Here is a 24,911-nt window from a genome sequence, read left to right on the forward strand (position 1 = left end):
TATGGTCGGTTTCGGACCGGTATTCCGGTGCATGCCGCGTCGGTGAGGGAGGGGACATGAAACGCATCTTGACCATTGACGATGTCGAGACGGCGATCGCCGGCGGATCAATCTTCGCGGCGGGGGGAGGTGGCTGGCCGGACCATGGTCGCATGTTAGGCCAGGCCGCGGTCATGACAGGCCAGCCCGAGCTCGTCTCCATGGACGAGGTTCCCGACGATGCCATCATCGCAACGGCGGCGGCCATTGGGGCTCCAGCAGGAACAACCGACTGGCAGATGCTCGGGATCGACTACGTGCGTGCTGTCGAGCTGCTGCAGGACTCCCTCGGCAAGCCGATCTACGGCCTGATAATTGGTCAGAACGGTATGTCGAGCACGCTGAATGCTTGGCTGCCAAGTGCGGTTCTGGGCACAAAGGTCATCGATGCAGTTGGCGATATCCGCGCGCATCCTACTGGGGATATGGGATCAATCGGGCTCGCCGGCAGCCCTGAAGCGACAATCCAGACCGCGGCGGGCGGGAATCGCTCCCGGAACGCCTATATCGAGCTTGTGGTCCGCGGCACGACTGCGAAGGTCTCGCCGATCCTGCGCACGGCCTCTGATATGTCGGGCGGTTTCATTGCTTCCTGCCGCAACCCCGTACCCGCCTCCTACGTGCGTCAGCACGCGGCTCTGGGTGGTATCTCGATGGCATTGGCGCTTGGCAAACGTATTTTGGCTGCAAGGCCGAAAGGCGGCCGCGCTGTCATTGACGCGATCTGCGACCAGACGTCGGGTGCGGTGGTCGGGCAAGGCAAAGTCATCCGAAAATCCGTCGAGTACACCCGGCAGGCCTTTGACGTCGGCACCATTCAGATCGGCGAGGGGAAGAGTGGCCGTATTCTGCACGTGATGAATGAATACATGGCTGTGACCGATCTCGACGGGCAGCGTGTCGCGACCTATCCAGATGTCATCACCACGCTCAACGACGATGGCGCGCCGATCAGCGTCGGCCATGTACAGGAAGGCATGGAGCTCGCCATCCTGCGCATCGCGAAAAGTCATATCCCGCTCAGCGCCAGCGTGTCGGATCCTAGCGTGTACCCCATCGTCGAGGAGGCTTTGGGTCTCGACTTGACAAGCTATGCTCTGGGCAGAGACCGCACGGAGGCATCTCACAGCAGGGAATAACACGCGGTTATGAAGCATGCCAGAATAAGCATGATCGGTTTTGAATGGCTGCCATTATGCTTGCCGCATCATACGCCGGGCTTGCCCGCCACCCTCTAACAAGCAGGTTCTCATGAGCGATATTGATCTTGCCCTTCGCGGCAACATAGTTCTGACAGACCGGATCATCGAAGACGGCTATGTCGCCGTCTCCGGGGGAAAAGTTGCAGCTGTCGGTACAGGCACGCCGCCTTCGGCCCGCGAGTCTCAGGACTTTCGCGGCCAATGGATCATTCCTGGCGTGATCGACGGCCAGGTTCATTCCGGCAGCCAAGCCAACCACGAGGGTATTGGCATGTGCTCGCGCGCCGCAGCGGCAGGCGGCGTGACGGTCATGGTCGACATGCCCTATGACGAGCCGGAGCCGGTTACGAATTCCACCCTGTTCAATGAAAAGGTCGCCACGGTCCAACGTGACGCCCATGTCGATGTGGCGCTCTATGCCACGATCACAGTTGAGAATGGCCTTGATGCAATTCCAGGTCTGGTTGATGCCGGCGCATGCGCGTTTAAGTTCTCAACTTTCGAGGCGAATCCCACCCGCTTCCCGCGAGTTGGGGATGACACGATCTTCGAGGCCTTCAGACGCCTTGCTCCCTCGGGCTTGCTCTGTGGTGTCCATAATCAAGATCAGGAAATGACGAGGCGCAACATCGCTCGCCTCGTCGAGGCTGGCGACACCGGCCCCGACGCCTTTGGCCGCGCACACACGCCGCTGATCGAGAACCTCGCCACCGCCCGCATCTACGAGATTGGTGCTGAGACAGGTGCCCGCGCCCACGCAGTCCACGTTTCGACTTCGCGCGGTTTCGAGATCGCAAACATGTACAAGCGCGCCGGCTACAAGGCTTCTATCGAGAGCTGCGTGCAATATCTGATGCTGAACCAAGAGGAGCATGTCCCACGTTTTGGCGCGAAGGTGAAGCACTACCCGCCAATCCGCCCAAAGGCCGAAACGGAGCTCCTCTGGAGCCATATCGCTGCGGGACATTGCGACTTCGTCTCCTCCGACCACGTCTCGTGGGGACTGGAGAAGAAGAGCGATCCGAACATCTTCAAGAACACCTCGGGCGGCCCGGGCATCGAAACCCTGCTGCCAGCCTTCTGGACGGGCTGTGAAGAACACGGCATCTCGCCAACCATGGTGGTCAAGCAGCTCTGCGAGGGACCGGCGAAGGCTTTCCTCCTGGCCGATAAGGGGCGCCTCGAAGCGGGAGCCGATGCGGATATCGTCGTGCTGGAGCCCGGCCGCTTCCCGTTCGATCCGTCGAAGAGCCTCTCCGCCGTCAAGTGGAGTTCCTTCGAAGGCCGTGAGTTCACCGTCCGCGTGGCGGCGACCTATGTCCGCGGTGCACTCGCCTGGGATGGATCGGCGATCCGCAACAACGCCGGCGACGGCCGCTTCCTCCGCCCGGCGGCGTGACGGCCGTGGCCATCGACGCCAATCGCCTCTGGGAGCGCATCGAGGCCCTGTCGCGGATCACCGATCCCGACCGCCCGTGGACGCGCCGCTCCTTCTCGCCCCTCTTCCTGAAGGGACGGGAATGGCTCGCCAACGAGTTCCGCACCGGTGGGCTTGCTACGTCGATCGATGCCGCCGGCAACCTCGTCGGCCGGCTCGCCGGATCCGATCCGAACCTGAAGCCGATCGTCATCGGATCCCACTCCGACACGGTGCCCTCGGGCGGCCGTTACGACGGCATCCTCGGCGTACTCGCCGGCCTCGAAGTCGCGCAGAGCCTCGTCGAACGCGGCGATCGTCTGCGTCATCCGCTGGAGATCTACGATTTCCTGGCCGAGGAGCCGAGCGAGTTCGGCCTATCCTGCATCGGCAGCAGGGCCTTGGCCGGAATGTTCTCCGCCAGCATGCGGGATCTCAGGCGGCCTGACGGGATGACATTGAGAGAGGGCTTGGCCTATGTGGGCGGGGATCCCGAAAGGCTCGCTTCCGTCAGGCGTTCCCCCGACGGCACGGCGGCCTATGTGGAAGTGCATATCGAACAGGGGCGTGTGCTCGAGCAGGAGGGCACCGCCATCGGGATCGTCACGGATATCGTCGGCATTCACCGGGAGCGTATCACGGTCAAGGGGCGTGCCGATCATGCGGGCGCAACGCCGATGCTCCTGCGGGCGGATGCATTGGTCGGTGCCGCTCACATTGTGGGGACAGTATATGCGCGCGCTCTTGCACTGGCGGACAGCGACAAGCCCCTCGTCGCTACGGTCGGAAAGCTGGATGTTCTTCCGAACGCGGCCAACGCGGTGCCGGGCGAAGTCGAAATGGTTCTTGAAGTGCGGTGCGGCGACGAAGCCGCGACCCGCACCTTCGGCAAGACATTGATCGAAGAGGTTCGCCCTGCGCTGGAGGCACTGAGACTCGAAGTTCAGGCAGAGACTGTGAGCCATGCTTCGCCGACCCCCTGCGCTCCCGTCGTGCGCGACGCAATCAGGGCCGCCGCATCCTCTCTTGGATTATCATCCCGGGACCTGCCGAGCGGTGCAGGGCACGACGGCGTCTTTGTCGCGCTGACCGGGCCGATCGGTATGATCTTCGTGCCTTGCCTCGACGGCCGCAGCCACGCGCCGGAGGAGTCGATCGAACCGCATCAGGCTGCCGACGGCGCCCGCGTCCTCTTCGAGACGGTGCGTCGGCTCGACGCGATCCTCGGGTGATACCATGGATTGGGCGACAAGCGACCTCACCGACCGTAACCTATACAAGCTTCTGGTGAACACTGTCCTCCCGCGGCCAATCGCGCTCGTCACCACCGTCGACGGGAACGGAAACGTAAACGCCGCGCCCTTCAGCTTCTTCAACATTTTCAGCCATGCTCCGCCGCTCGTAGTCCTGGGCATCGAGGGTCGTGAGCCGGCAGAGGCGCCGCTGAAGGACACCATGCGCAATATCCGCACGACGGGAAGCTTCGTCGTCAATCTGGTGGACAGGGCTCTCGTGGAGGCGATGACGATCTGCGCCATCGATCTGCCGTCCGGGATCGACGAGCTTGCCGCCGCCGGCTTGACCTCGGCCCCGAGCCGACAGGTCGCCGCGCCGCGGATCGCCCCGTCTCCGGTGCAGCTTGAGTGCCGCGAGACCGTGTCCCTGTCACTCGGCACGCGCCACCGTAATCTCGTCGTGGGCGAAATCGTCCATCTGCACATCCGCGATGGTCTCGTGGACAGCAATTTCCATGTCGATATCGACGCGCTGGATCTCGTTGGCCGCCTGCACGGAGCGGACTGGTATGTCACGACGAGGGACCGATTCCAGGTCCCGCGGCAGAGCTACGACACATGGCGCGCGCAACAACAGGCCGTGCGGGCCAACAAGGATGAAGGTGAACCATGAGCGGAACGATCTACGTCATCAATCCCAATTCCAACGACAGCGTAACGGCGGGCATCGACGCAGCTGTTGCGCCGCTCCGTTCCGCCGATGGTCCCGCGATCGCCTGCGTGACCCTGCTTGAAGGCCCTCCTGGTATCCAGTCCCAGCGTGACGTGGACGGCATCGTCGGACCGCTCCTGAAGCAAGCGGGGTCGCTCGAGAGCGAGGCAGCGGCCTTCGTCGTAGCCTGCTTCTCCGACCCTGGCATGCATGCACTGCGCGAGCAGAGTGCTCGGCCCGTCCTGGGCATTGCCGAGTGCGGCGTCCTGACGGCCCTGACGCTCGGCCAGCGGTTCGGCGTCATTGCGATCCTGCCAACCTCGATCCCGCGTCATCTTCGCTATTTCGGCGCCATGGGCGTACTCGACCGGTTCGCCGCCGATCTGTCCATCGGCCTGGGCGTCTCCGAACTGTCGGACGAGCAGCGCACGCTCGGACGCATGATCGACGTCGGTTGGACGCTCCGGAACACGCATGGAGCCGACGTTCTCGTCATGGGATGCGCCGGCATGGCCCGTTTCCGCGAGACGCTGGAGCGGGAGCTCGGGATCCCGGTTGTGGAGCCGACGCAGGCGGCCGTCACCATGGCCGTCGGCCGGGTGCGTCTGGGCTGGAGCGGCGGTTCAACCGTCGGGCCAGGCCGATGACCGGGCTCCTCGGCAGGCTTGCAGCCATCGTCGGCGAGAGGAACGTTCTCACCGACGATGCATCGATGACACCGTACGTCAATGACTGGCTCGGAAAATACCATGGCTCGGCACAGGCCGTGGTCCGGCCCGGCTCTGCAGCGGAGGTGGCGGCCATTCTCGCAGCTTGCCGTGAGACAGGAACTCCGATCGTTCCGCAGGGCGGCAACACGAGCATGTCGGGCGGCGCAACCCCTGATGCTTCGGGCGGCGCGGTCGTGCTGTCGTTGACGCGAATGAACCGGATCCGCGAGATCGATCCCATTGGAAACACGATTACCGTCGATGCCGGCGTCGTGCTGGCGCACGTTCATACGGCCGCAAAGGAGGTCGGGCGCCACTTCCCCTTGAGCCTCGGAGCCGAGGGAAGCTGCACGATCGGAGGTAATCTCGCGACGAATGCGGGAGGGGTTGCCGTGCTGCGCTACGGCACGATGCGAGAACTGACCCTTGGCCTCGAAGTGGCCCTGCCGGACGGTCGCATTTGGGATGGCCTCACAGCCCTGCGCAAGGACAATACCGGTTATGCCCTGCGCGATCTCTTCATCGGCTCTGAAGGCACGCTCGGCGTCATCACCGGCGCGGTGCTGAAGCTGTTCCCGGAACCCAAGGCCAAGGCGACTGCTCTCGTCGCCGTGCCGGACGCGGAAGCGGCGCTCTCTCTGCTTGCACTCGTGCGAGGCAAGTGCGGCGATCGCCTGACAGCCTTCGAATTCATGACGGGCGCCTGCATAGATCTCGTGCTTCGCCATATCGCCGACGCTCGTATCCCCTTTGGGGCCGTACCTCCGGCACTGGTGCTGGTGGAGCTGTCGGACACGGATGATGACGCAGCCCTGAACGCCCGGCTCGAGGATGCGCTCGTCGCCGCATCGGAAGCAGAACTTGCTCTAGACGCGACAATCGCCCAGGATATCGCCCAGGCCAAAGCCTCCTGGCGCCTGCGTGAAGGGATATCCGAGGCCTTGGTGCGCGAAGGAAAAGCCGCCAAGCATGACATCTCGGTTCCTGTCTCTCGCATGGCCGAATTCATCGCGGCTGCGGACAGGGCCGTTGCGGCCGTCTCTCCCGGCGTCCGGCATGTCGTGTTCGGCCATCTCGGAGACGGCAACCTGCATTATAACCTGTTGCGGGCCATCGACATGAGCGAGGCCGATTTCGCCGTTCTGGCGCCGAGGCTCACCCGGGTCGTGCATGACGAGGCCAAGGCCTATCGAGGCTCCATCAGTGCCGAACACGGGATCGGACAGCTGCGCGTCGGCGACATGCCCCGCTACAAGGCACCAATCGAACTGGAGCTCATGGCGGCATTGAAGGGATTGTTCGATCCCGCCGAGCTCCTCAATCCGGGCAAACTTCTGCCTCTCTCAGCCAAACAGTAAGGAACGACATTTCATGGCATTGCTCGATGAAAGCGCCAAGGGCGTCTACGTCATTGCTGTCACCCCCTTCACAGATGACGGTGCTCTCGATTTGGAGAGCACCGATCGGATGGTCGACTTCTATCTTGAGAAGGGCGCCACCGGTCTGACCGTGCTGGGCATGATGGGCGAGGCCCCCAAGCTGACTGCTGCGGAGTCGAACACGTTTGTGAAGCGAGTCCTGGCGCGGGTCGGTGGACGCGTCCCGGTGGTTGTGGGCGTGTCGGCTCCCGGCTTTGCACCCATGCGCGAGTTGTCCGAGAGCGTGATGGCGGAAGGCGCTGCCGGCGTCATGGTAGCGCCACCCGGGAACCTCAGGACCGACGACCAGATTTTCAATTATTACGAGGCAGTCCCCGAAACTCTCGGCAATACACCCTTCGTGCTCCAGGATTTCCCCTTGGTGACGAACGTGCAGATCTCGCCCGCGACGATCCTGCGCATCGTCAAGGCTCTGCCGACCTGCGTGATGCTGAAGCATGAGGACTGGCCGGGTCTTTCCAAGATTTCCGCTCTGCGCGCGGCAAGCGAGAAGGGTGAGCGGCGCATCTCGATCCTGGTCGGAAATGGCGGCATGTTCCTTCCGGAGGAGCTGGGACGTGGCGCCGACGGGGCCATGACGGGATTTGCCTATCCGGAGATGATGGTAGATGTCTGGAAAGCTTACGCGGCGGGCGACGTGGAGCGTGCCCATGACCTCTTCGACGCCTATCTGCCGCTTGCCCGCTACGAGCAGCAGCCGGGCCTTGGCCTGACGATCCGGAAATATACACTCGCCAAGCGCGGGGCCATTGCCTCGGGAGCCCTGCGCAAGCCTGGCCCCAAACTCTCCAACTCTGATATTGCGGAGATTGAGCGCTTGATCACCCGCCAGACACGTCGCCTTGCGGAGATTGGCTAATGGACCTCGGACTGAATGGAAAACGAGCGCTTGTGATCGGCGCGAGCCGCGGTCTCGGCGCCGCAATAGCAAAGACGCTTGCGGCAGAAGGAGCGACCGTCATAGCGGCGGCCCGCCGTGTGGAAGCGATCGACGGTTGGATCGCCGAAATTCCGGCAGACATCCGTGGTCGCGTGGAGGCCGCGCAGCTCGATCTCTCAGTCGTCGAATCCGTCGACGGCCTATGTGACTGGCTGCTTGAGGCAGGTGGGGTCGACATTCTCGTCGGGAACTCCGGTGGTCCGCCACCGGCGGAAGCCCGCGAGGCCAAGCGCGAGGCCTGGCTCGTCCATTTTGAGGCTATGGCTGCGAACCTCTTTCACCTGACGCAGCGACTGGTGCCGCCCATGGCCCAACGAGGCTGGGGACGGATCGTCACCATTGCCTCCTCCGGCGTCGAACAACCAATCCCGCGCTTGGCGCTGTCCAACGGAATCAGGTCCGCGGTGATAGGGTGGTCGAAGACGCTTGCGTCCGAAGTGGCGGCACAGGGAATCACCGTCAACGTGGTGCTGCCGGGCCGCATTCACACCGAGCGTGTCGATCAGCTCGACAGGGCGGCGGCCGATCGCAGCAACGCGTCCGTCGAGGCTGTCGCGAAGGCCTCGATGGCCAGCATTCCGGTCGGCCGCTACGGCCGCTCGCAAGAATTCGCCGATGTGGTAGCTTTTCTTGCCAGTGAGCGCGCTTCTTACGTGACTGGCTCGAAAATCCGCATCGACGGCGGTGCCACTCGCTCGATCTGATCGGCCGCTCCGACCTTCCCGGCTAAGCCTCTGTTCGGAATTGAGTGGTCCGAGCGAGGAGCGGGTTTATGGATTAAAATTTGGCCGTTTTAGGCGTATTGCTAACGCGACAAAGGTCAGCTCTTGTGAAGGGTTTCGGATGTCGGCCATCACAGCGGCAGCCAGTTGCACCGGGGCCGGCGTCCGAAAGCCTCCAGGGAACGAACCCGCGGGATGACGATCGCAGTTTCGGGGCCTATGGGGATTTGACGGTTCCGCCTAGCCCGCTGGGGCCGGATAAATGCGTTTGGCGGGATGAACGGAAGTCTTCGGCCGGTGGCCGGGGCTGGTGAAGCCCGCGCCATTTGTAATGTGGCCGGCGAAAGGCGGATGATTTCAGCCTTGCGACCTGTATGACCGAGGCCCGCGAGCGCTGTTGCACACAGCGATCCGGCTGCCGATGGTTGGCGCCTGCGGCAGCGTTGTAAGCCGGTTTGTGGTTCAAGCTCATGGCGTTTGGGTCCAGGGCGGCGCGCGGGCATGGTGGCCGCGCGCGAATGTCTCGATGACGATCATGCGGCCGCCGCAGCACGGGCAGCGCGGCCTCGTGTCCGTGGGCGTGGCGAGGCTGGCATTGTCCGTGCCACCGCGGTCCGCCTCAGGCTCCGGCGCAGCGAGCAGGGCGCGGGCCCGCATGATGTTCGCCTTGCGGCCGGCGCTGGCGAGAAGGCCGTAATGGCGAATGCGGTGGAAACCCTTGGGCAGGATGTGGAGCAGAAAACGCCGGATGAACTCGCCCGCATCGAGCGTCATGACCTGGTAGCGCTCAGTGCCGTTGCGACGATAGTCCTTGCAGCGGAAGGTGACACCCCTGTCGTCGAGCGAGATCAGCCGAGAGGTGGAGATCGCGACGCGGTGGGTGTAGCGCGACAGATAGGCCAGCACAGCCTCGGGCCCTGCGAAGGGAGGCTTGGCGTAGACGAACCAGTTCTTCCGGCGCAGGGGCGCCAGGACGGCGGCAAAGGCGCGCCGGTCGCTGAGGCCTTCCTGATCGCCGAAGAAGTGGAGATGCCCGGCCGCATGGGCGTCGGCGAGCTTTGACAGGAACAACCGCCGAAACAGCCGCGAGAGCACGCGCACGGGCAGCAGGAAGCCGGGCCGGCACGCCACCCACCGCTTGCCATCGAGCGAGATGCCGCCGCCGGGCACGATCATGTGGACATGCGGGTGGTGGGTCATGGCCGAGCCCCAGGTATGGAGCACGGCGGTGAGGCCGATGCGGGCGCCGAGATGGCGCGGATCGGCGGCGATGGTCAGCATCGTCTCGGAGGCGGTGCGCAAGAGCAGATCATAGATCACGGCCTTGTTCTGCCAGGCGATGTCGGCCATCCGGGCCGGCAGCGTGAACACGACGTGGAAGTAGCCGACCGGCAGCAGATCGGCCTGGCGCGCGGCGAGCCAGTCCCGGGCCGCGGCGCCCTGACATTTTGGGCAGTGCCGGTTGCGACAGGAATTGTAGGCGATGCGGACCTGGCCACAGTCCGCGCAGGCCTCGCTATGGCCGCCGAGGGCTGCGGTGCGGCAGGCCTCGATCGCCGCCATCACCTTGAGCTGGCCGAGGCTGAGATGGCCGGCATGGGCCGCGCGCCAGGCGGCGCCATGACGATGGAAGATATCGGCGACCTCCAGCGGCGGACGGCTCACCGCCGCCCTGTCATCCGTCCGGCCGCGCCCCGTCCTGCGGCCCAAGCCAGATCCGGTCGAGGGGGCTCATGACAGTGCGGATCGTCGTGGTGGCGACGCGGGCATAGAGCGCGGTGGTCTCGAGCTTGGCATGGCCGAGCAGGACCTGGATGACGCGGATGTCGATGTCCTGCTCCAGCAGATGCGTGGCGAAGCTGTGGCGCAGCGTGTGCGGCGTCACCCGCTTGCGGATCCCGGCGGCTTGGGCCGCGGCGTGGACGGCGCGGTTCACCTGACGGGTCGACAGCGGCGTGACCGGATTGCGGCCCGGGAACAGCCAGCCCTGCGGCAGCATCAGGCCGCGGCGGCTTCCCTCCCGCCACCAGGCGCGCAGGAGCTCGAGCAGGTGCGGCGACAGCATGGCGTGGCGGTCCTTGCGGCCCTTGCCCTGCTCGACCCGGATCAGCATGCGGGTGCTGTCGATGTCGCTCACCTTGAGCGACACGATCTCGGAGACCCGCAATCCGGCGCCGTAGGCCGTGCCCAGCGCAGCCTTGTACTTCGGACCCGGCGCCGCTTCGAGCAGTCGCGTGACCTCCTCGATCCTCAGCACCAGCGGCAGTTTGCGCGGTTGGCGGACGAGCGCGAGACGGCAGGCGAGATCGGGCCGGTCCAGCGTCACGGTGAAGAAGAAGCGCAGCGCCGCGACGGCGCTGTTGATGCCCGGAGGCTGTACGCCCCTCTGGGTCTGATGCAATTGGAACCGGCGCAGGTCCTCGGCGGTGGCCCTGTCGGGGGAGCGGCCGAGGAAGGCGGCGAAGGTCTTCACACAGCGGATGTAGTCGTGCTGCGTCTTCTCGGTGAAGCCGCGCAGCGTCATGTCTTCGATCATGCGCTGGCGCAACGCGCTGCCGGACGGATGGACGATCATGGGGCGCTCCTCTCAAGCTGAAGGTTGACCCTTCAAGCTTGGAGGCGGAGCAGCGTCCGTCACCTCTGATCGACCACAGCCTCACTGACGCCAGAGACTAAGCTTCAGCCTTGAAACGCGCGCCCTCCCGCGCGAGAGGGTTCGTTCCCTGACCCTAAGCTGACCAACGCCGCCCGTACGTGAGGCGGTTGGCGTTCGGGGGCTGGCGCGAAAGGTGTCTTACGTTTCCGCCAACCTGCTGTCAGTGCGATAGATTGCAATCGAGGTTAGCACCTGGGTTGCAATCTCTTCTCGTCGAACCGCCTCAGATGACCAAGAAGTCGTTGTAAGTGAGTGTTGCCTTGTTTTTCAGAGCCGCGATCTGAACCTGCTTGGCCGAGCCAAGGCCATCAACGTCATAGTACAAGGCGCCCGTCTTCTTGTTGTAGATGAGATGGTCGTCGTTCTCCTTAGCCTCCGTACCGATGACGAAGAAGTTCTTGTTGAGATTGGCTGGCTTGGACTCGGTGCCCTTCTTTCCGAGCACCTTGAAAATCGCATTCTCCAGCCAGATCGAATCGTCCTTCACGTTGAAGTCGTTGATCCTGTCGAGGTTCTTAGCATCGAGCCTGGTATTGAAAACGAACACGTCCTTACCCGCGCCACCGATCAGGGTGTCGTTGCCCGATCCGCCGTACAGAGCATCCTTGCCAGCGCCGCCGATCAGGGTGTCGTTCCTCGCAGAGCCCCTGAGCCTTTCCACCGGGATGTCACCGATGTTGATCGTGAACGACTTGTCGATGCTGATCCCGCCATCATCGATGATGCGCACGACAATCTGATGCGACGTGCTGTTCTCGTAATCGAGCAGCCTGCCGTTAGCCACGACGAGCTGGTTGCCGGAGAGCCCAAAGCGCCCCCCAGCATTGTCAATCAGCTCGAAGTGCAGGCCATCCAGGGGATTAGGATCGGCGGCCGACAGGAAGCCAATTCCCTGGCCGACGGCGGTGTTTTCCTGCACGGACGCTTGGCTCAAGCTGGCTTCGGCGGGAGTCAGGTTATGGACGCCGCCTGCATCGGTCACCGTCCGGATGCCCTGGCCGTAGAGCTGCATGCGCTCGGCAAGCGAGAAGGTGTCACCTTGGAGACTGACAATCCCGTCTTGCGTAAGGCTGCGGGCCAGTAGCGCTGCCGCTTTGTCGTCGAACGTGACGGATGTCGCACTGTCCAGCGTGACGGCTTCGATGCCGGAGATGAACTTGTTTGTCAGATCATAGACGCCGGTCTTCAGGCGCAACTCGTCATAACCCGCGCCGCCCTGAAGCCCAAAGATGCTTACGAGGCGAGCGGCGTTCGTGACGATCACATCATGGCCGCCGGTGCCTTGCACGATCTCGATGCCGGTCAGCAGATCCGGTGCGGTCAAATCCAGGGTGCCGGTCTCGATCATGGCGAGGGTGTCGGTTCCCAGGCCGCCTTCCAGGCTGTCGCCGTTGGCGAGGCCGCCGTTCCGGACGTGGAAGAGATCGTCATCGATCCACCCGGTTCCGCTTTCCTTCCCGCTGCCAAAGGAAGTCACGGCCCTGTAGTGCTGCTGGTAGATGCCGAAGCCGGAGCCGTCTTGGCCGTCGGATGCCCAGGTCACCACCCAACCGCCGTCCTTCAGAACCCTCACGTTTGAGGCCTCTTGAGAGCCCGCCGTAAAGCTGTTGACTCTCCTCTCACTGGTCGCACTCTCCCTGAGCGAGCCGTCTGAACTGTAACGTTGCTGGTAGATCCCGAAACCCGAGCCGTCCTGACCGCTGGAACTCCAGGTCACCAGCCAGCCGCCATCCGCCAGCGCCGTTACGCTCGGGAGTGTTTGATCCCCTGACGTGTAGGAATTGACCTGTTGCTCGCTGCCGCTGATCAAGCCGTCCGCACTATACCGCTGTTGGTAAATGCCCTGGCCGGAGCCGTCTTGACCGAGGGATTGCCAGGTCACTAGCCAGCCTCCGTCCGCCAGAGAGGTCACGCTCTGAGATTGCTGGCTGCCCATGACAGTGGTGTTGACCCGCTGTTCACCGCCCCTCGCCGAGCCGTCGGCATTATATCGCTGTTGATACACCCCCCAGCCGACACCGTCCTGCTCGGGGCTGAAGGACGACCAGGTCACCACCCAGCCGCCATCGGCTAGCGCCGTCACATCCGCACGTTCCTGGTTGCCTGTGGTGTATGTGTTGACCCTCTGCTCACCGCCGATAAGCGAACCGTCGGCGCTGTAGCGCTTCTGATAGACGCTAGGCGAAGAACCATCACTCGCTTGCCAGGTCACCACCCAGCCGCCATCGGTCAGCGCCGTCACATTCGGCAATGTTTGAATGTTGAATGTGGTGGAATGGATCTTCTGCTCGCTGCCCCTGAGCGAGCCATCGGCATTGTAGCGCTGCTGGTAAACGCCATAACCGGAGCCGTCCTGACCGTTGGATTGCCAGGTGACTACCCATCCCCCATCGGCCAGTGCCGTTATGCTCGGGCTTGATTGCTCACCTGGCGTGTAGGAATTGACCTTCTGTTCAGTGCCACTGAGGGAACCATCGGCATTGTAGCGCTGCTGGTAGATGCCGAAGCCGGAGCCGTCCTGGCCATTCGATTGCCAAGTGACCGCCCAGCCGCCACCCGCCAAAGTTGCCACGGCCACAGTGGATTGCACCCCTGAAGTATAGGTATTGACCTTTTGTTCCTCTTCGAACCTAACGATCAATGCCGCCATGTTTGCCCCTGTGCCGGCGCCGATTTCGTGCGCGACGGCTCTGAATTTTTCGCCCTATCGCCAGTCAAATCCGAGACTCGGCTGACGTAACGGCAGGACTGTAAAAAATTCCCAACTCTGGCGCAATCGAGAGAGGCTTGCGTAGGCGATTAATTAAAGTGAAGAGTAAATTGTGCAGAGTAGGATGATTGGACCTCCCAAACGCCGCCCATGAGTTCGGAAAGTCTCCTAATGGCACGGGGCTGACCTTAGCGGAAAGTCCGCTCAATCTGGGAACACCGGACGTTCCTGATAGCCAGGGAATTTCCTGGGTTGGTAGAGTCGAGGTGTGGCGCGGTGGCGGTAGGAGCGGCCTATCTGTTTCCGCCGCTTTCGCCTGGCGGTGCCTCATTAGCCGAGCCGTTGCTCCGTTTCCACACCCCGCTCATCGAACCGGACATGCAGATCTCCCGCATCCGGCTCTCGGACAAGACCTCACGCCTTCACCCACGGCACGTCGTGCCCAAGCCGGCTCAGGCGGACGAGCCCGAAGTGCCCGTAAAGATGCGAGAGGGGATAAGCCCCGCCCTTGCGTCGCCTGACCTTATGCTTGGAGCGCAACCACCGGCGCAACCGCACCGCTGTATAGGTGTCGAGCGCCCGGTACGCCGGGTTGACGGTGCCTACTGAGAAGTAGTTCGCCCATCCGCGTAGCGTGCGGTTCAACTTGCCCACCAGCACTGTGGTCTCTTGCCATGTTCCCGCTCGGGCGGTCAGCGCATGGATCTTCTCGACCGCGCGCCGGATGCTCTTCTTCGAGGGCCGTTGCGCCAGGCGGGCCTGGCCGGTTCTCGCCGAATACATCCGTCCGAACGTGTACCCCAGGAAGTCGAACTCGCCTTCCGGCACCTTGCAGATGCGTGTCTTCTCCTCGTTCACCGTCAGCTTCAGCTTGCCCATGATCTCGCGCAGCCGGTGCAAGGCCTCTTCGGCTTTGCCCTTCCTGCACAGGATCACGAGGTCGTCCGCATAGGTCACGATGCGACTGCCGAGGCTGTGCTCCAGCCCGAGCTTCTTCCATCCCAGCACAAACCGGCGCATGTACAGATTGGCCAGCAAGGGTGAGAGGGGTGAGCCCTGCGGGATGCCGCGCCGTTGATCGCGCGCCTCCGTTGTCCGTGTCGTCCGTCCTCGTGTGTCGGTCTCTTCCACGGGGCAGTCCAGCCACCCTCTGATCAGGTGCAGCACGCGCCGATCCACGATGCGGCGCGCCACTGACGTCATCAGCTCGGCATGGGGAATGCTCCCGAAGTAGTCCGCGAGGTCGGCGTCCACGACGTCCGGATGGCCTCGGAACAGCAGCTCTTCCACCTCGATCACCGCCTGCTGGGCATTGCGCCCAGTCCGGTAGGCGTAGAGTTCTGGTGGAAGGTCGGCCTCGAAGATCGGGTCCAGCACCAGCATCGCTGCTGTCATGCAGACCCGATCCCGCACGGTCGAGATGCCCAGCGGCCTGAGTTTGCCGTTGGCCTTCGGGATGAACACGCGTCTGATCGGGTCCGGTCGGTAAGTCTCCTGCCTGAGCGCAAGCGCCAGTTCACCCAGCCACCGCTCGACCCCATACGCCTCGATGTCCGCAAAGTCCTGACCGTCGCCACCCGGTGCGCCCTTATTGGAGCGGCACTGGGCATAGGCATGCGCCAGGATGTCCTCGCGGCTGATCTTGTCGTACAGGGCGTAGAAGCGATAACCGGCTTCTGCCTTCGCTTTCGCGTGCAACGCCGTCTGCAGTTTCTGAACACTCTTCGGAGTTGATAGGTTGCCCAATCTCCAGGTCCCTCACCACGTCGTGCGTCTGTCTTGAACTGAGGCCCCTTTCCTCCACCGGCATTACCCGGCTTCCAAGGTCCTACGAGCCTCTCCGCCACCCCAGGGCGCCCGGCCTGTCCCTCGCGGGCCTCCGGTTGGTCATCCCTGACCACGTCCTGGGGCTTCCCGTGTTGCGTGCGCTTTCCTTGTGTCCATGCTGCCGCCACTACCCCGGTGCAGCGCCTGGGCGTACTCTTTGCTCATTCACCCAGCCGTATCAGCCTTCCCCGAAAGGGTTGTCGGGTCGGCCTGCACATCGTCCTTTTCGAGGCTTGCTCAGCGTTCACTCACGTTGCGGCCTGCACACTCGCGCGGTCACCAATTCGTGACCCGCTATCCGAAGGCTTCAGCCATTTCGTTACCTCCATGACTGCTCCGGTTGCTTCCGGCTGGAGCTTTTGCCGGGTGGGACTTGCACCCACTGGAAAGCGCCGCCTTGTCACGGCGCACACCCGGTCCAGACCTTCACAGATGTCGGGTTCTTTCATCCTGCTGATGCAGGGGCTAGGTCGAGAGGCTTCTCTGGTGGGCTCTGATCAGAGCCCACCAGAGAAGCATTGTTCATGCGAAAGCCATAGGACTGGGCTGCTGATCAGCCGCTGCCGACCATTGGCCAGACTTCCAAAGCCCCGCGGTAGATCATCTCGACCGCGACGTAGAGGATGACGGCGAGGCCGACGTAGGCGATCCAGTGGTGCCTCTGAAGCAGGCGAGCGATGAAGCTGGCAGCAATGCCCATCAGGGCAATTGACAGGACAAGGCCAAAGACAAGGATGACCGGGTGATCCTGCGCGGCTCCCGCCACCGCCAGCACGTTGTCGAGCGACATGGACACGTCGGCGAGCACGATCTGCCAGGCCGCCTGGCCGAACGTCTTCCTCGGAGCATGTTCGGCGATCAGGCCGTCCTGATCGAGGTCGCGGTCCTCCAGGGCTTCCTCGGCCTCGAGATCCTTCTCGGCATGGCCCGCCCGCAGCTCGCGCCACATCTTCCAGCACACCCACAACGGCATTGTCCCCGGCCAGCACCAAGTCGATCATGATCACCTGGAGCAAGGCCGATAAAGCCTCGGTGGTCAGAAGCTCACTCATGGTGGATCCTTCCGAACTTTGACTTCGAGGAGGGTCGCTGCCGGGGCACAGCAGAATCATCCCCTTGAGATACTTGATGACAGACCGGATCAGAGGTTCTTCAAAATCGTGTCGACCACTTTCTTGGCATCGCCGAAGAGCATCATGGTGTTGTCGCGGAAGAACAGCTCGTTCTCCACGCCCGCATAGCCCGAGCCCATGCCACGTTTGATGAACAGCACGGTCTTGGCGCGTTCGACATCCAGGATGGGCATGCCGAAGATCGGCGAGGCCGGGTCGGTCTTTGCCGCCGGGGTCGTTACGTCGTTGGCGCCGATCACGAAGGCATACTGCGCATGGGGCCTGATCTGCTCTAAACTGGTCCAGACATTCAGGTCATGACTGGATCTAATCGATAGGCCAAATCTAGGTCATGCTGCCGTCATCCAAGGAGATTGACTATGAACCCAAAACATCAAACGACAAACCCGATGTTCCTTCCGGATGATCTGCCCAAACCAGTCGACGACGGGGGAGCGGTTCACCTGATCGGCATGCGGATGCCAAGCATCGGACTGAGGGCAACGTCCGGGGCGGATGTCGATCTCTCCCGGCTGCCCGGTCGCACCGTCGTCTATGCCTACCCGATGACCGGCGTCCCGGGTGTCGAGCTGCCGAAGGGATGGACCGACATTCCCGGAGCCCGCGGATGCACGCCCCAGACGCTCTCCTTCCAGGCGCAGCAGAACATCTTCGCCGCGCTCAATGTGCGGATATTCGGGTTGAGCACGCAGACGCCCCAATATCAGAAGGAGCTTGCCGATCGCTTGGGCCTTTCGTTCGCAATCCTCAGCGATACCGAGTTCAAGCTCACCGATGCACTGAACCTGCCGACGATGAGCGTCGAGGACATGCGTCTCATCAAGAGGCTGACACTTGTGATCAACGATGGGGTCATCGAGCACGTGTTCTACCCGGTGTTCCCGCCGAACAAGTCCGCGGGTGAAGTCCTCGACTGGCTGCGGGACCAGCCCAGTCCCGGTGACGCTTCACCGCTTGGTTCGGGCGTGACGATCTTCACCACAACGGAATGCCCTTACTGCAAGGCTGCGAAAGCCTTGCTCTCTGAAAGAGGCATCGATTTCACAGAGATTGATGTCGGAAAAGATGCCGACGCAGCAAAGAGCATGGTTCTCCGCAGCGGGGGCAGGCAGACGGTGCCGCAGATATTCTTCGGACAGCGGCATGTCGGGGGCGCCGACGACTTGGCCGCTCTGGATCGGTCGGGAGAGCTTTCCAAACTGGTGTCGGCGGACTGATATGGAAGGAGGTCCTGCGGAACTGTTGCATTAACCTCGGCGGTATAGGGAGGGACGGCTATGTGAGGAGCCGTCCTGTTGTCTCTGTTCAAACGCCGCCGGTTTCCGGTCGAGATCATCCTGTTATGCGTGCGCTGGTACTGCAACTCGTCGTGGGTGCCGGCGTCGCCGGTCTGGCGGCCATCGGCACCGCTACCTCGCTCGGTGCCATCAGCAACCTTCTTAGGTTGTTAAGGCTTGTTGGATGCCTGCCGCGGCGGAACGGAGCCGCGGCTCGAGCGGCAGGCGTTCGACAAGCCTCAAAGGAGGAAACCGCGGAACACCGTGCTGATGCTGCGGCTGTTATGGGGATTGTGGCGTCGGCATCGGGTGCCGAGCCAACACCAGTGACTAGAACCGGTGTGGGTGAGTTCGCTGTGAGGGCCACCGCGGGCGCGGCAGACGACACCCTCGGAGTACCAACGGCATAGATGAGGATGCATCGGGATCACCGCAGAGGGCGACGCAGCGAGCGCCTGTGCCCCGGATGCGGCACCCATCATCAGCAGCATGAAGGTCATGGGCGGCCCGCGTGAGGTCATGAGGTGTCGATCCGGATGGGATGAGAGGGCGCAGGGCGCGGTGCACATCCGCGGGCGAACCGCTCGATGAGGATCATGCGACCGCCGCAGCACGGGCAACACCGCGATGGCTCGATCGATGCGTCACTTGCAGGAGCATCGGCCATCGGCTTCCCGGCCACGGCCAGGAGCGTCCGTGCGCGAGCGAGGTTCGCCTGACGCACGCCATTGCCGAACAGCCCGTAATGGCGGATGCGGTGAAAGCCGTCGGGCAACACGTGCAGCAGAAAGCGGCGGATGAACTCATCCACGCTCAGCCGCATCACCTTGGAGCGCTGACGTCCCTTGTCCCGGTAATCCTTCCAGTGGAAGCTGACCCCATCCGCATCGCAGGCGATCAGTCGGCTGTTTGAGATCGCCACCCGATGCGTGTAGCGCGCCAGGTAGGCCAGTACCGCCGCGGGGCCGCTGAACGGGCGCTTGCAGTAGACCACCCACGCGATCCGCCGCAGCGCCGCCAGCAAGGTGCTGAACGTCTCCGGCTCGGCCAGACGAGCCTGAGGTCCAAAGAAGCCCAGGCGCCCGGCCGCATGAGCCCGGGACAGCCCCTCTAAAAACAGGCGCCGGAACAGCCGCGAGAGCACCCGCACCGGCAGAAAGAAGCCGGGCCGGCCCGCGATCCAGCGGCTCCCATCCAAGGCGATGCCGCCGCCGGGCACGATCACGTGCACATGCGGATGATGCGTCAGGGCCGAGCCCCAGGTGTGCAGCACCGCGGTGAAGCCGATGCGGGCGCCCAGGTGTGTTGATGCCGGAGTAAAACTCCCCAGACCTGCCGATTGAATTTTCCCCAGGTGAGAGCGGTGGCCAGTTGGTTTGGCCGTCTCGGGGAAGACGGGCAGGCCCTCTTCGCTGATGCTGCTCCTGATGATCAGGAGGGCATGCGGTGATCCAGCTTGGGGAGTTAGTCATGATCCTGGATTGGCACCGGCAGGGCATGTCGGTCTCAGCCATTGCCCGACAGAGCGGCCTCGATCGCAAAACCGTGCGCAAGTATATCCAACGCGGCCTGGAGGCTCCGGCTTATGGCCCACGCAAGCCGCGTCAGACCGTCATTGATCCCTTCACCGGCTACTTGCGCGAGCGGGTGAGCGCCTTCCCGGGCCTGACCGGAAGCCGCCTGTTCCGCGAGATCAAGGAGCACGGCTATGCCGGGGGCTACACCGCCGTCACCGACTTCCTGCGCGAGATCCGCCCCACCCCGTCATCCTCCTTCGAGGTCCGCTTCGAGACCGCGCCCGGCCTGCAGGCCCAGGTCGACTTCGCCCAGTTCCAGGTCGTGTTCGCCGACGAGCCTACAACCCCGCGCATCGTCTGGCTGTTCTCACTGGTGCTCGGCTACAGCCGCCTGATCTGGGCCCGCTTCGTGCTGCATCAGGATCTGGCCACCGTGCTGCGCTGTCACGTGGCGGCTTTCGAGGCTTTGGGCGGAGTGCCGCACGAGGTGCTCTACGACCGCATGAAGACCGTGGTCACCGGCGAGACCTCTCCCGGCGGCATTATCTACAACCGCGCGCTGATCGACCTGGCCCGGCACTTCGGCTTCCATCCCAAAGCCTGCCGCCCGTACCGGGCCAAGACCAAAGGCAAGGTCGAGCGGCCCTTCCGCTACATCCGCGAGGACTTCTTCCTGGCCCGCTCCTTTCGCAATCTCGAGGACCTGAACCGGCAGCTGCAGCACTGGCTGTCCACCGTGGCCAACCCGCGCGTTCATGCCACCACGCGCCGCGTTGTCATGGAGGCCTTTGCCGAGGAGCATCCCTTCTTGCGGCCTCTGCCGCTGGCCCCCTTCCGGTCCGTCTTGCGGCTGGAGCGGCGGATCTCGCGCGACGGCATGGTCAGTGTCGGCGGCAACTTCTATAGCGTGCCCGATGCCACACGCCGGCGCGTGGTCGAGGTCCACACCCTGGCTGATGAGATCCGCATCTTCGAGGAGGGTGAGCTGATTGGCGCCCATCCCGTTCTGGAGGGCCGCCACCAGCGCCGGGTCGCGCCGGGCCACCGCAAGAGCTTTCCCGCACCGCAAAGGCGTGAAGCCAAGGTCGCTCCGGTCGGCCGCACCGGCGACGTGGTCGCCCAGCGCTCGCTCGCGTTCTACGACGCGGTCGCCCGTCACCTGGCCCGGGAGACGCGCGCATGAGTGCGCCCCTGGAGCTCATTCCCACGACCCTGGAGCGGATCCGTCAGGATCTGGTTGGCCTGAAGATGCCGCGCGCCCTGGAGGCGCTCGATGCCATCGTGCGTCGCCTCGAGCAGGGCGAGATCGGTGCGCTGGAGGCGATCGACACGCTGCTGTCCGAGGAATTGAGCCTGCGCGAGAACAGCCGCATCAAGACCGGCTTGCGCATGGCGCGGCTGTCGACGATCAAGACCTTGTCGGGCTTTGACTTCACCTTCCAACCCTCGCTCGACCGGGACCGCATCCTGACCCTGGCGCAGTTGGGCTTTATCGCCCGCTGCGAAGTGGTGCACTTTCTTGGCCCGCCCGGCACCGGCAAGAGCCATCTCGCCATCGCCCTGGGGGTAGAGGCGGTCAAGGCCGGCAAGAGCGTGTACTTCTGCACGCTGGCGGATCTGATCGGCATGCTGGCCCGCGCCGAGCGTGAGGGGCGTCTGCCGGAGCGGATCCGGTTCTTCTGCCGGCCTTCGCTGCTGATCGTTGACGAGATCGGGTACCTGCCCGTGGTGTCCGGCGGGGGCAACCTGATCTTCCAGCTGGTCAACGCCCGCTATGAGAAAGGCGCCATGATCCTGACCTCCAATCGCGGCTTTGCGGAATGGGGCGAGGTTTTTGGCGATCCCGTTGTGGCCACGGCGCTTTTGGATCGCCTTCTTCACCATGCTGTGGTGGTGCAGATCGAAGGCTCGAGCTACCGGCTGCGGCAACACGCCGAACTGATGCCCGAGCATGTGCGCTCCAAGGCGCTGATCACGCCACCCAATCCGGTGTCCGTCTCCCGTCCGCGAGGTCGGCCTCCGAAAAATGGTCCCGAGCCCCTGGGGACGTAAGCGGCAGAAGTGGGGAATTTTACTTCGGCGCTTCTGGGGATGATTCACACGGCATTGACACAGGTGTTGAGGATCGGCGGCCAGGGTGAGCAGGGTCTCGGCGGCGGCCTTGAACAGGAGATCATAAACCACCGCCTTGTTGGACCAGGCCAGATCGCCGATCGCGGCCGGCAGCGTGAACACCACATGGAAGTAGGGCACGGGCAGCAGCTCGGCTTCGCGCTCAGCAAGCCAGTCCCGGGCCGCCGCCCCTTGGCATTTAGGGCAGTGCCGGTTGCGGCAGGAATTGTAGGCAACCTGCGTACGGGCACAGCTCTCGCAGCGCTCCACATGCCCGCCGAGCGCGGCCGTGCGGCAGGCCTCGATCGCGCTCATCACCTTGAGCTGGCCGAGGCTGATGTGACCCGCATGGGCAGCACGCCGGGCGGCTCCGTGGGCGCGGAAGATCTCCGCCACCTCGAGAGCCGGGTGGGGCATGGGCCTGGCCTCAGGCGGGCGGATCCGCGAGAGGCAGATGATCGAGCGGGCTCATCACGGTGCGGATGAGCTGGGTCGCCACGCGGGTGTAGCGGGCGGTGGTGTCGAGCTTGGTATGCCCGAGCAGCACCTGGATGACGCGGATGTCGACGTTCTGCTCGAGCAGGTGGGTGGCGAAGCTGTGGCGCAGGGTGTGCAGCGACACGGGCTTGTCGATCTCGGCCAGGCGGGCGGCGGCATGACAGGCGCGGTTGAGCTGACGCGGGGTGAGCGGGCTGACCCGGTTCTGACCGGGAAAGAGCCAGCCCTGCGGCCGGGCCGCCTTCCACCAGGCGCGCAGGAGCGCAAGCAGCTGCGGTGAGAGCATGACATAGCGATCCTTGCGGCCCTTGCCCTGCTCGACGCGGATGACCATGCGGGTGGAGTCGATGTCGCTGACCTTGAGGGTGACGACCTCAGAGGCGCGCAGACCCGCCCCGTAGGCGACACTCAGCGCCGCCTTGGACTTGAGGTTGGGCGCCGCCTCGAGCAGGCGGGCGACCTCGTCGGGGCTGAGGACCACCGGCAGCTTGCGCGGCTCGGGCACGAACGGGATCTGCTGCATGACCTCAGGCCTGTGCAGGGTGACCTGGAAGAGGAAGCGCAGGGCCGTGACGGCGTGGTTGATGGTGGGCGGGCTGGCGCCAGTCTCGCTCAGGAAGAGCTGGTAGCGGCGCACATCCTCGAAGCCGGCCTGGTCGGGGGAGGCGCCGAGAAAGGCGCTGAAGCGGCGGATGGCGCGGATGTAGGCCTGCTCGGTCCGCGAGGCGAAATGGCGGATCGTCATGTCGTCGATCAGGCGTTGGCGGAGAGGACTGACGGACGCGTGGGTCATGGGAGGCTCCTGTCCTGAGGCTGGAGGAAACCTCTCCATTCTCAGGCCGGACGCGTCCCGGCGTGACCTCTATGATCGGTCCAGACGCCAACAGAGCCGGCATATCCTACCGCGGTAGCGGTTTAGTCCATTTGACCCGGAGCTGACTCTAGCTTTTCCAACATGGTTTGTGTCTGCCACGGCTCCGTCATTCCCGTTCCGCGAGATCACACACTATATGCGTCTTTGCGGAGGGCGCTTCAGTTCCTGTTCGATACACCCCTCATCACGAAAAAGCTCCCTCGCCGCTGAGGGAGCAGGAGGGAGCCGAGTTTCAGGAGGAAACGCCCGAAGTTGGGCAAATCAAGCTACGTCTCTGGCCCAACCGCCCCAAACTTAGGTTAGACGCGGCAGGAGATATCGACCGGATCGGTGCGCTCGGGCCAGTAGCCGACGTGAAAACTCCCCCGTCGAGGGGCAATCGACGGGGGAGTTCTCTCAGGAGCTGACTTGCTGGTCTTTGGAGGTGGATTGATCCCGAAGGATCAAAAAGGACCAATCCACAATCCTGAGAGTGCGCCTTCCGCAGGGCGACAGCCTTCACCTAAGTGAAACCAGGCCGGAGTTTTTGGCCGGGCGCCACGCAAGATCTCGCCAGCATATCCGCCAGCACTGACGGCGCTTAAGAGCCTGTTGGACCGACGCTCTACTCAACTGGCGCAAAGCACCAGTCCAAAAAAGCTTCCGAAGACGCTCAAAAGATACACTACCCGGCTCCCAAAAAGGGGTTTTATCGGAAATTCGGAGACGATTTCCTCACCAGCGCGGGGGCAGCGGCTCCGGGTCGACCGGGTTGATTTCTATGGCGACGGTCACGGTCAGCACCCGCTGGCGATGCTCGTTCTTTAGCTCGATTGTGACCTCCTGAGCGTCGCCCTTCGGCAGCCGGTCCCGACCAATCTCGGCCGCAGCCTCGGCGGCCTCGCGTTCGGCAGCGTCCAGGCTCTCGAACTCCATGCCCTCTTCATCAGGGACGATCCTCGCCCCCTCGCGAATGTCGAAGTAATAGCGGGACATCCTGATCAACCGGGACATTGGTCCCTTGTTCCGCCTTACTAAAGGCGCCTTAACCTATGATAATCTGCGCATTGTCGGCATCCGAGCATGAGGCGCTGACAACAGAGAGACCGGTGCTCCCGCCTGACCACAGGGGGCTGTCTTGAACACCATTCACCACCACACGGCCGCGTTGATCCGCAAGCTGGAGAGCATCGCCCCACTCGCGCCCGAGGAGAAGGCCGCCCTGCTGCGCCTGCCCCTGCGGCTGAAAACCGTCGCGGCGCACCAGGACATCGTGCGGGCGGGTGACAGCCCCTCCGAGAGCTGCCTCATCGTCGCGGGCTTTGCCTGTCGCTACATCATCACGGCCGAGGGCTAGCGCCAGATCCTGTCGTTCCACATTGCCGGCGATATTCCCGACCTCCAGAGCCTGCACATCGACGTGATGGATCACAGCTTGGCGACGCTCGCCCCCTCCAGCCTCGCCTTCATCCAGCATGACAACCTGCGCACCTTCATGCGCAGCCACCCCCGCCTCAGCGACCTGCTCTGGCGCGACACCCTGATCGATGCGGCGATCTTCCGTCAGTGGATGGTGGGGCTCGGGCGGCGCGACGCCTATGGTCGGATCGCCCACCTCCTCTGCGAGCTGCTGGTGCGCTTGCGGGCCGTCGAGCTGGTGGAGGACCATGCCTTCACGCTGCCGGTCACCCAGGCGGAGCTGGGTGACGCGTTTGGGCTCTCGACGGTGCATGTCAATCGGGTGTTGCAAGATCTCCGAAGAGACAGCCTGATCACCTTACGCGGTGTCTCCCTGAAGGTGCTGGACTGGGAGGGTCTAAAGAAGGCCGGCGAGTTCGATCCCATCTACCTGCATCTGGTGAAACAAGAGGCCCTTTGATCGGCGGGAGGTTTTCACCAGCCCATTTCATAA

Annotated in this window: 19 protein-coding genes and 4 pseudogenes; 13 read left to right on the forward strand and 10 right to left on the reverse strand. The window is 63.5% G+C overall.

Going from position 1 to position 24,911, the window contains the following annotated elements; translation table 11 throughout:
* Window positions 1–56 precede the first annotated feature (56 nt).
* The 8 genes from BB934_RS40655 to BB934_RS40690 all read left to right on the forward strand — a co-directional run bounded on the left by BB934_RS40655 (window position 57) and on the right by BB934_RS40690 (window position 8,398).
* Window positions 57–1,178, forward strand: a complete 1,122-nt coding sequence (locus BB934_RS40655) for a DUF917 domain-containing protein (protein ID WP_099515296.1) — start codon at window positions 57–59, stop codon at window positions 1,176–1,178.
* Between the two features lie 112 nt (window positions 1,179–1,290).
* On the forward strand, window positions 1,291–2,640 hold the full coding sequence (locus BB934_RS40660; protein WP_099515297.1) for a dihydroorotase: 1,350 nt from the start codon (window positions 1,291–1,293) through the stop codon (window positions 2,638–2,640).
* Window positions 2,637–3,890, forward strand: a complete 1,254-nt coding sequence (locus BB934_RS40665; protein ID WP_237050644.1) for a Zn-dependent hydrolase — start codon at window positions 2,637–2,639, stop codon at window positions 3,888–3,890. The genes BB934_RS40660 and BB934_RS40665 overlap by 4 nt, the downstream gene beginning before the upstream one ends.
* A 4-nt stretch (window positions 3,891–3,894) precedes the next feature.
* Window positions 3,895–4,566 carry a flavin reductase family protein gene (locus BB934_RS40670; RefSeq protein ID WP_099515298.1) on the forward strand — a complete coding sequence of 224 codons (672 nt, stop codon included), beginning with the start codon at window positions 3,895–3,897 and terminating at the stop codon, window positions 4,564–4,566.
* The gene (locus tag BB934_RS40675; RefSeq protein ID WP_099515299.1) at window positions 4,563–5,252 is read left to right on the forward strand and encodes an aspartate/glutamate racemase family protein; all 690 of its coding nucleotides are present in this window, start codon (window positions 4,563–4,565) and stop codon (window positions 5,250–5,252) included. Before BB934_RS40670 ends, BB934_RS40675 begins: the two co-directional genes overlap by 4 nt.
* On the forward strand, window positions 5,249–6,673 hold the full coding sequence (locus tag BB934_RS40680) for an FAD-binding oxidoreductase (RefSeq protein WP_099515300.1): 1,425 nt from the start codon (window positions 5,249–5,251) through the stop codon (window positions 6,671–6,673). The genes BB934_RS40675 and BB934_RS40680 overlap by 4 nt, the downstream gene beginning before the upstream one ends.
* 13 nt (window positions 6,674–6,686) lie before the next feature.
* Window positions 6,687–7,613 (forward strand): dihydrodipicolinate synthase family protein, encoded by a 927-nt coding sequence (locus BB934_RS40685; protein ID WP_099515301.1) that lies wholly within the window; start codon window positions 6,687–6,689, stop codon window positions 7,611–7,613.
* The gene (locus BB934_RS40690) at window positions 7,613–8,398 is read left to right on the forward strand and encodes an SDR family oxidoreductase (protein WP_099515302.1); all 786 of its coding nucleotides are present in this window, start codon (window positions 7,613–7,615) and stop codon (window positions 8,396–8,398) included. Before BB934_RS40685 ends, BB934_RS40690 begins: the two co-directional genes overlap by 1 nt.
* Window positions 8,399–8,884: 486 nt before the next feature.
* Here BB934_RS40690 and BB934_RS40695 read toward each other — a convergent pair whose 3' ends face one another.
* From BB934_RS40695 to BB934_RS40725, 6 genes and pseudogenes are all read right to left on the reverse strand, one after another.
* Window positions 8,885–10,081, reverse strand: coding sequence for an IS91 family transposase (locus BB934_RS40695; RefSeq protein WP_157934671.1), 1,197 nt, complete (start codon window positions 10,079–10,081; stop codon window positions 8,885–8,887).
* Window positions 10,082–10,091: 10 nt separating this feature from the next.
* Window positions 10,092–10,991 (reverse strand): tyrosine-type recombinase/integrase, encoded by a 900-nt coding sequence (locus BB934_RS40700; RefSeq protein WP_099515303.1) that lies wholly within the window; start codon window positions 10,989–10,991, stop codon window positions 10,092–10,094.
* Window positions 10,992–11,295: 304 nt separating this feature from the next.
* Window positions 11,296–13,722 carry a calcium-binding protein gene (locus BB934_RS50490; protein ID WP_269467698.1) on the reverse strand — a complete coding sequence of 809 codons (2,427 nt, stop codon included), beginning with the start codon at window positions 13,720–13,722 and terminating at the stop codon, window positions 11,296–11,298.
* A gap of 474 nt (window positions 13,723–14,196) precedes the next feature.
* Entirely contained in the window at window positions 14,197–15,480 is a 1,284-nt protein-coding gene (gene ltrA, locus BB934_RS40710; RefSeq protein ID WP_237050646.1) for a group II intron reverse transcriptase/maturase, read from the reverse strand.
* 682 nt (window positions 15,481–16,162) lie between these two features.
* Window positions 16,163–16,661, reverse strand: a pseudogene (locus BB934_RS40720) (TerC family protein).
* 89 nt (window positions 16,662–16,750) lie between these two features.
* Window positions 16,751–17,002, reverse strand: a pseudogene (locus BB934_RS40725) (NAD(P)(+) transhydrogenase (Re/Si-specific) subunit beta); the annotation flags it as partial.
* 99 nt (window positions 17,003–17,101) lie between these two features.
* On the opposite strand from BB934_RS40725, the gene grxC reads away from it, so the two are divergent.
* Entirely contained in the window at window positions 17,102–17,959 is an 858-nt protein-coding gene (gene grxC, locus BB934_RS50750; RefSeq protein WP_157934635.1) for a glutaredoxin 3, read from the forward strand.
* Between the two features lie 577 nt (window positions 17,960–18,536).
* Here the strand turns inward: grxC and BB934_RS40735 are convergent.
* A pseudogene (locus tag BB934_RS40735) lies at window positions 18,537–19,322 on the reverse strand (IS91 family transposase); the annotation flags it as partial.
* 143 nt (window positions 19,323–19,465) lie between these two features.
* On the opposite strand from BB934_RS40735, the gene istA reads away from it, so the two are divergent.
* Window positions 19,466–20,719: an IS21 family transposase gene (gene istA / locus BB934_RS40740; protein ID WP_099514078.1), complete on the forward strand. Its 1,254-nt coding sequence runs from the start codon at window positions 19,466–19,468 to the stop codon at window positions 20,717–20,719.
* Window positions 20,716–21,588 (forward strand): IS21-like element helper ATPase IstB, encoded by an 873-nt coding sequence (istB, locus tag BB934_RS40745; protein ID WP_099514429.1) that lies wholly within the window; start codon window positions 20,716–20,718, stop codon window positions 21,586–21,588. The genes istA and istB overlap by 4 nt, the downstream gene beginning before the upstream one ends.
* A 60-nt stretch (window positions 21,589–21,648) precedes the next feature.
* Here the strand turns inward: istB and BB934_RS40750 are convergent.
* The 3 genes and pseudogenes from BB934_RS40750 to BB934_RS48765 all read right to left on the reverse strand — a co-directional run.
* Window positions 21,649–22,065: pseudogene (locus BB934_RS40750) on the reverse strand (IS91 family transposase); the annotation flags it as partial.
* A 10-nt stretch (window positions 22,066–22,075) separates the two neighbouring features.
* Window positions 22,076–22,939, reverse strand: a complete 864-nt coding sequence (locus BB934_RS40755) for a tyrosine-type recombinase/integrase (RefSeq protein WP_099515306.1) — start codon at window positions 22,937–22,939, stop codon at window positions 22,076–22,078.
* 795 nt (window positions 22,940–23,734) lie between these two features.
* Window positions 23,735–24,013 carry a DUF6894 family protein gene (locus BB934_RS48765; protein WP_175608902.1) on the reverse strand — a complete coding sequence of 93 codons (279 nt, stop codon included), beginning with the start codon at window positions 24,011–24,013 and terminating at the stop codon, window positions 23,735–23,737.
* 124 nt (window positions 24,014–24,137) lie between these two features.
* On the opposite strand from BB934_RS48765, the gene BB934_RS50755 reads away from it, so the two are divergent.
* Window positions 24,138–24,356, forward strand: a complete 219-nt coding sequence (locus BB934_RS50755) for a hypothetical protein (RefSeq protein ID WP_335645666.1) — start codon at window positions 24,138–24,140, stop codon at window positions 24,354–24,356.
* A 78-nt stretch (window positions 24,357–24,434) separates the two neighbouring features.
* A complete protein-coding gene (locus BB934_RS50760) occupies window positions 24,435–24,878 on the forward strand; it encodes a Crp/Fnr family transcriptional regulator (protein WP_335645667.1) in 444 nt (147 codons plus the stop codon).
* Window positions 24,879–24,911: the final 33 nt, after the last annotated feature.

Origin of the sequence: Microvirga ossetica, from assembly GCF_002741015.1 — a bacterium.
Classification (GTDB): Bacteria; Pseudomonadota; Alphaproteobacteria; order Rhizobiales; family Beijerinckiaceae; genus Microvirga; species Microvirga ossetica.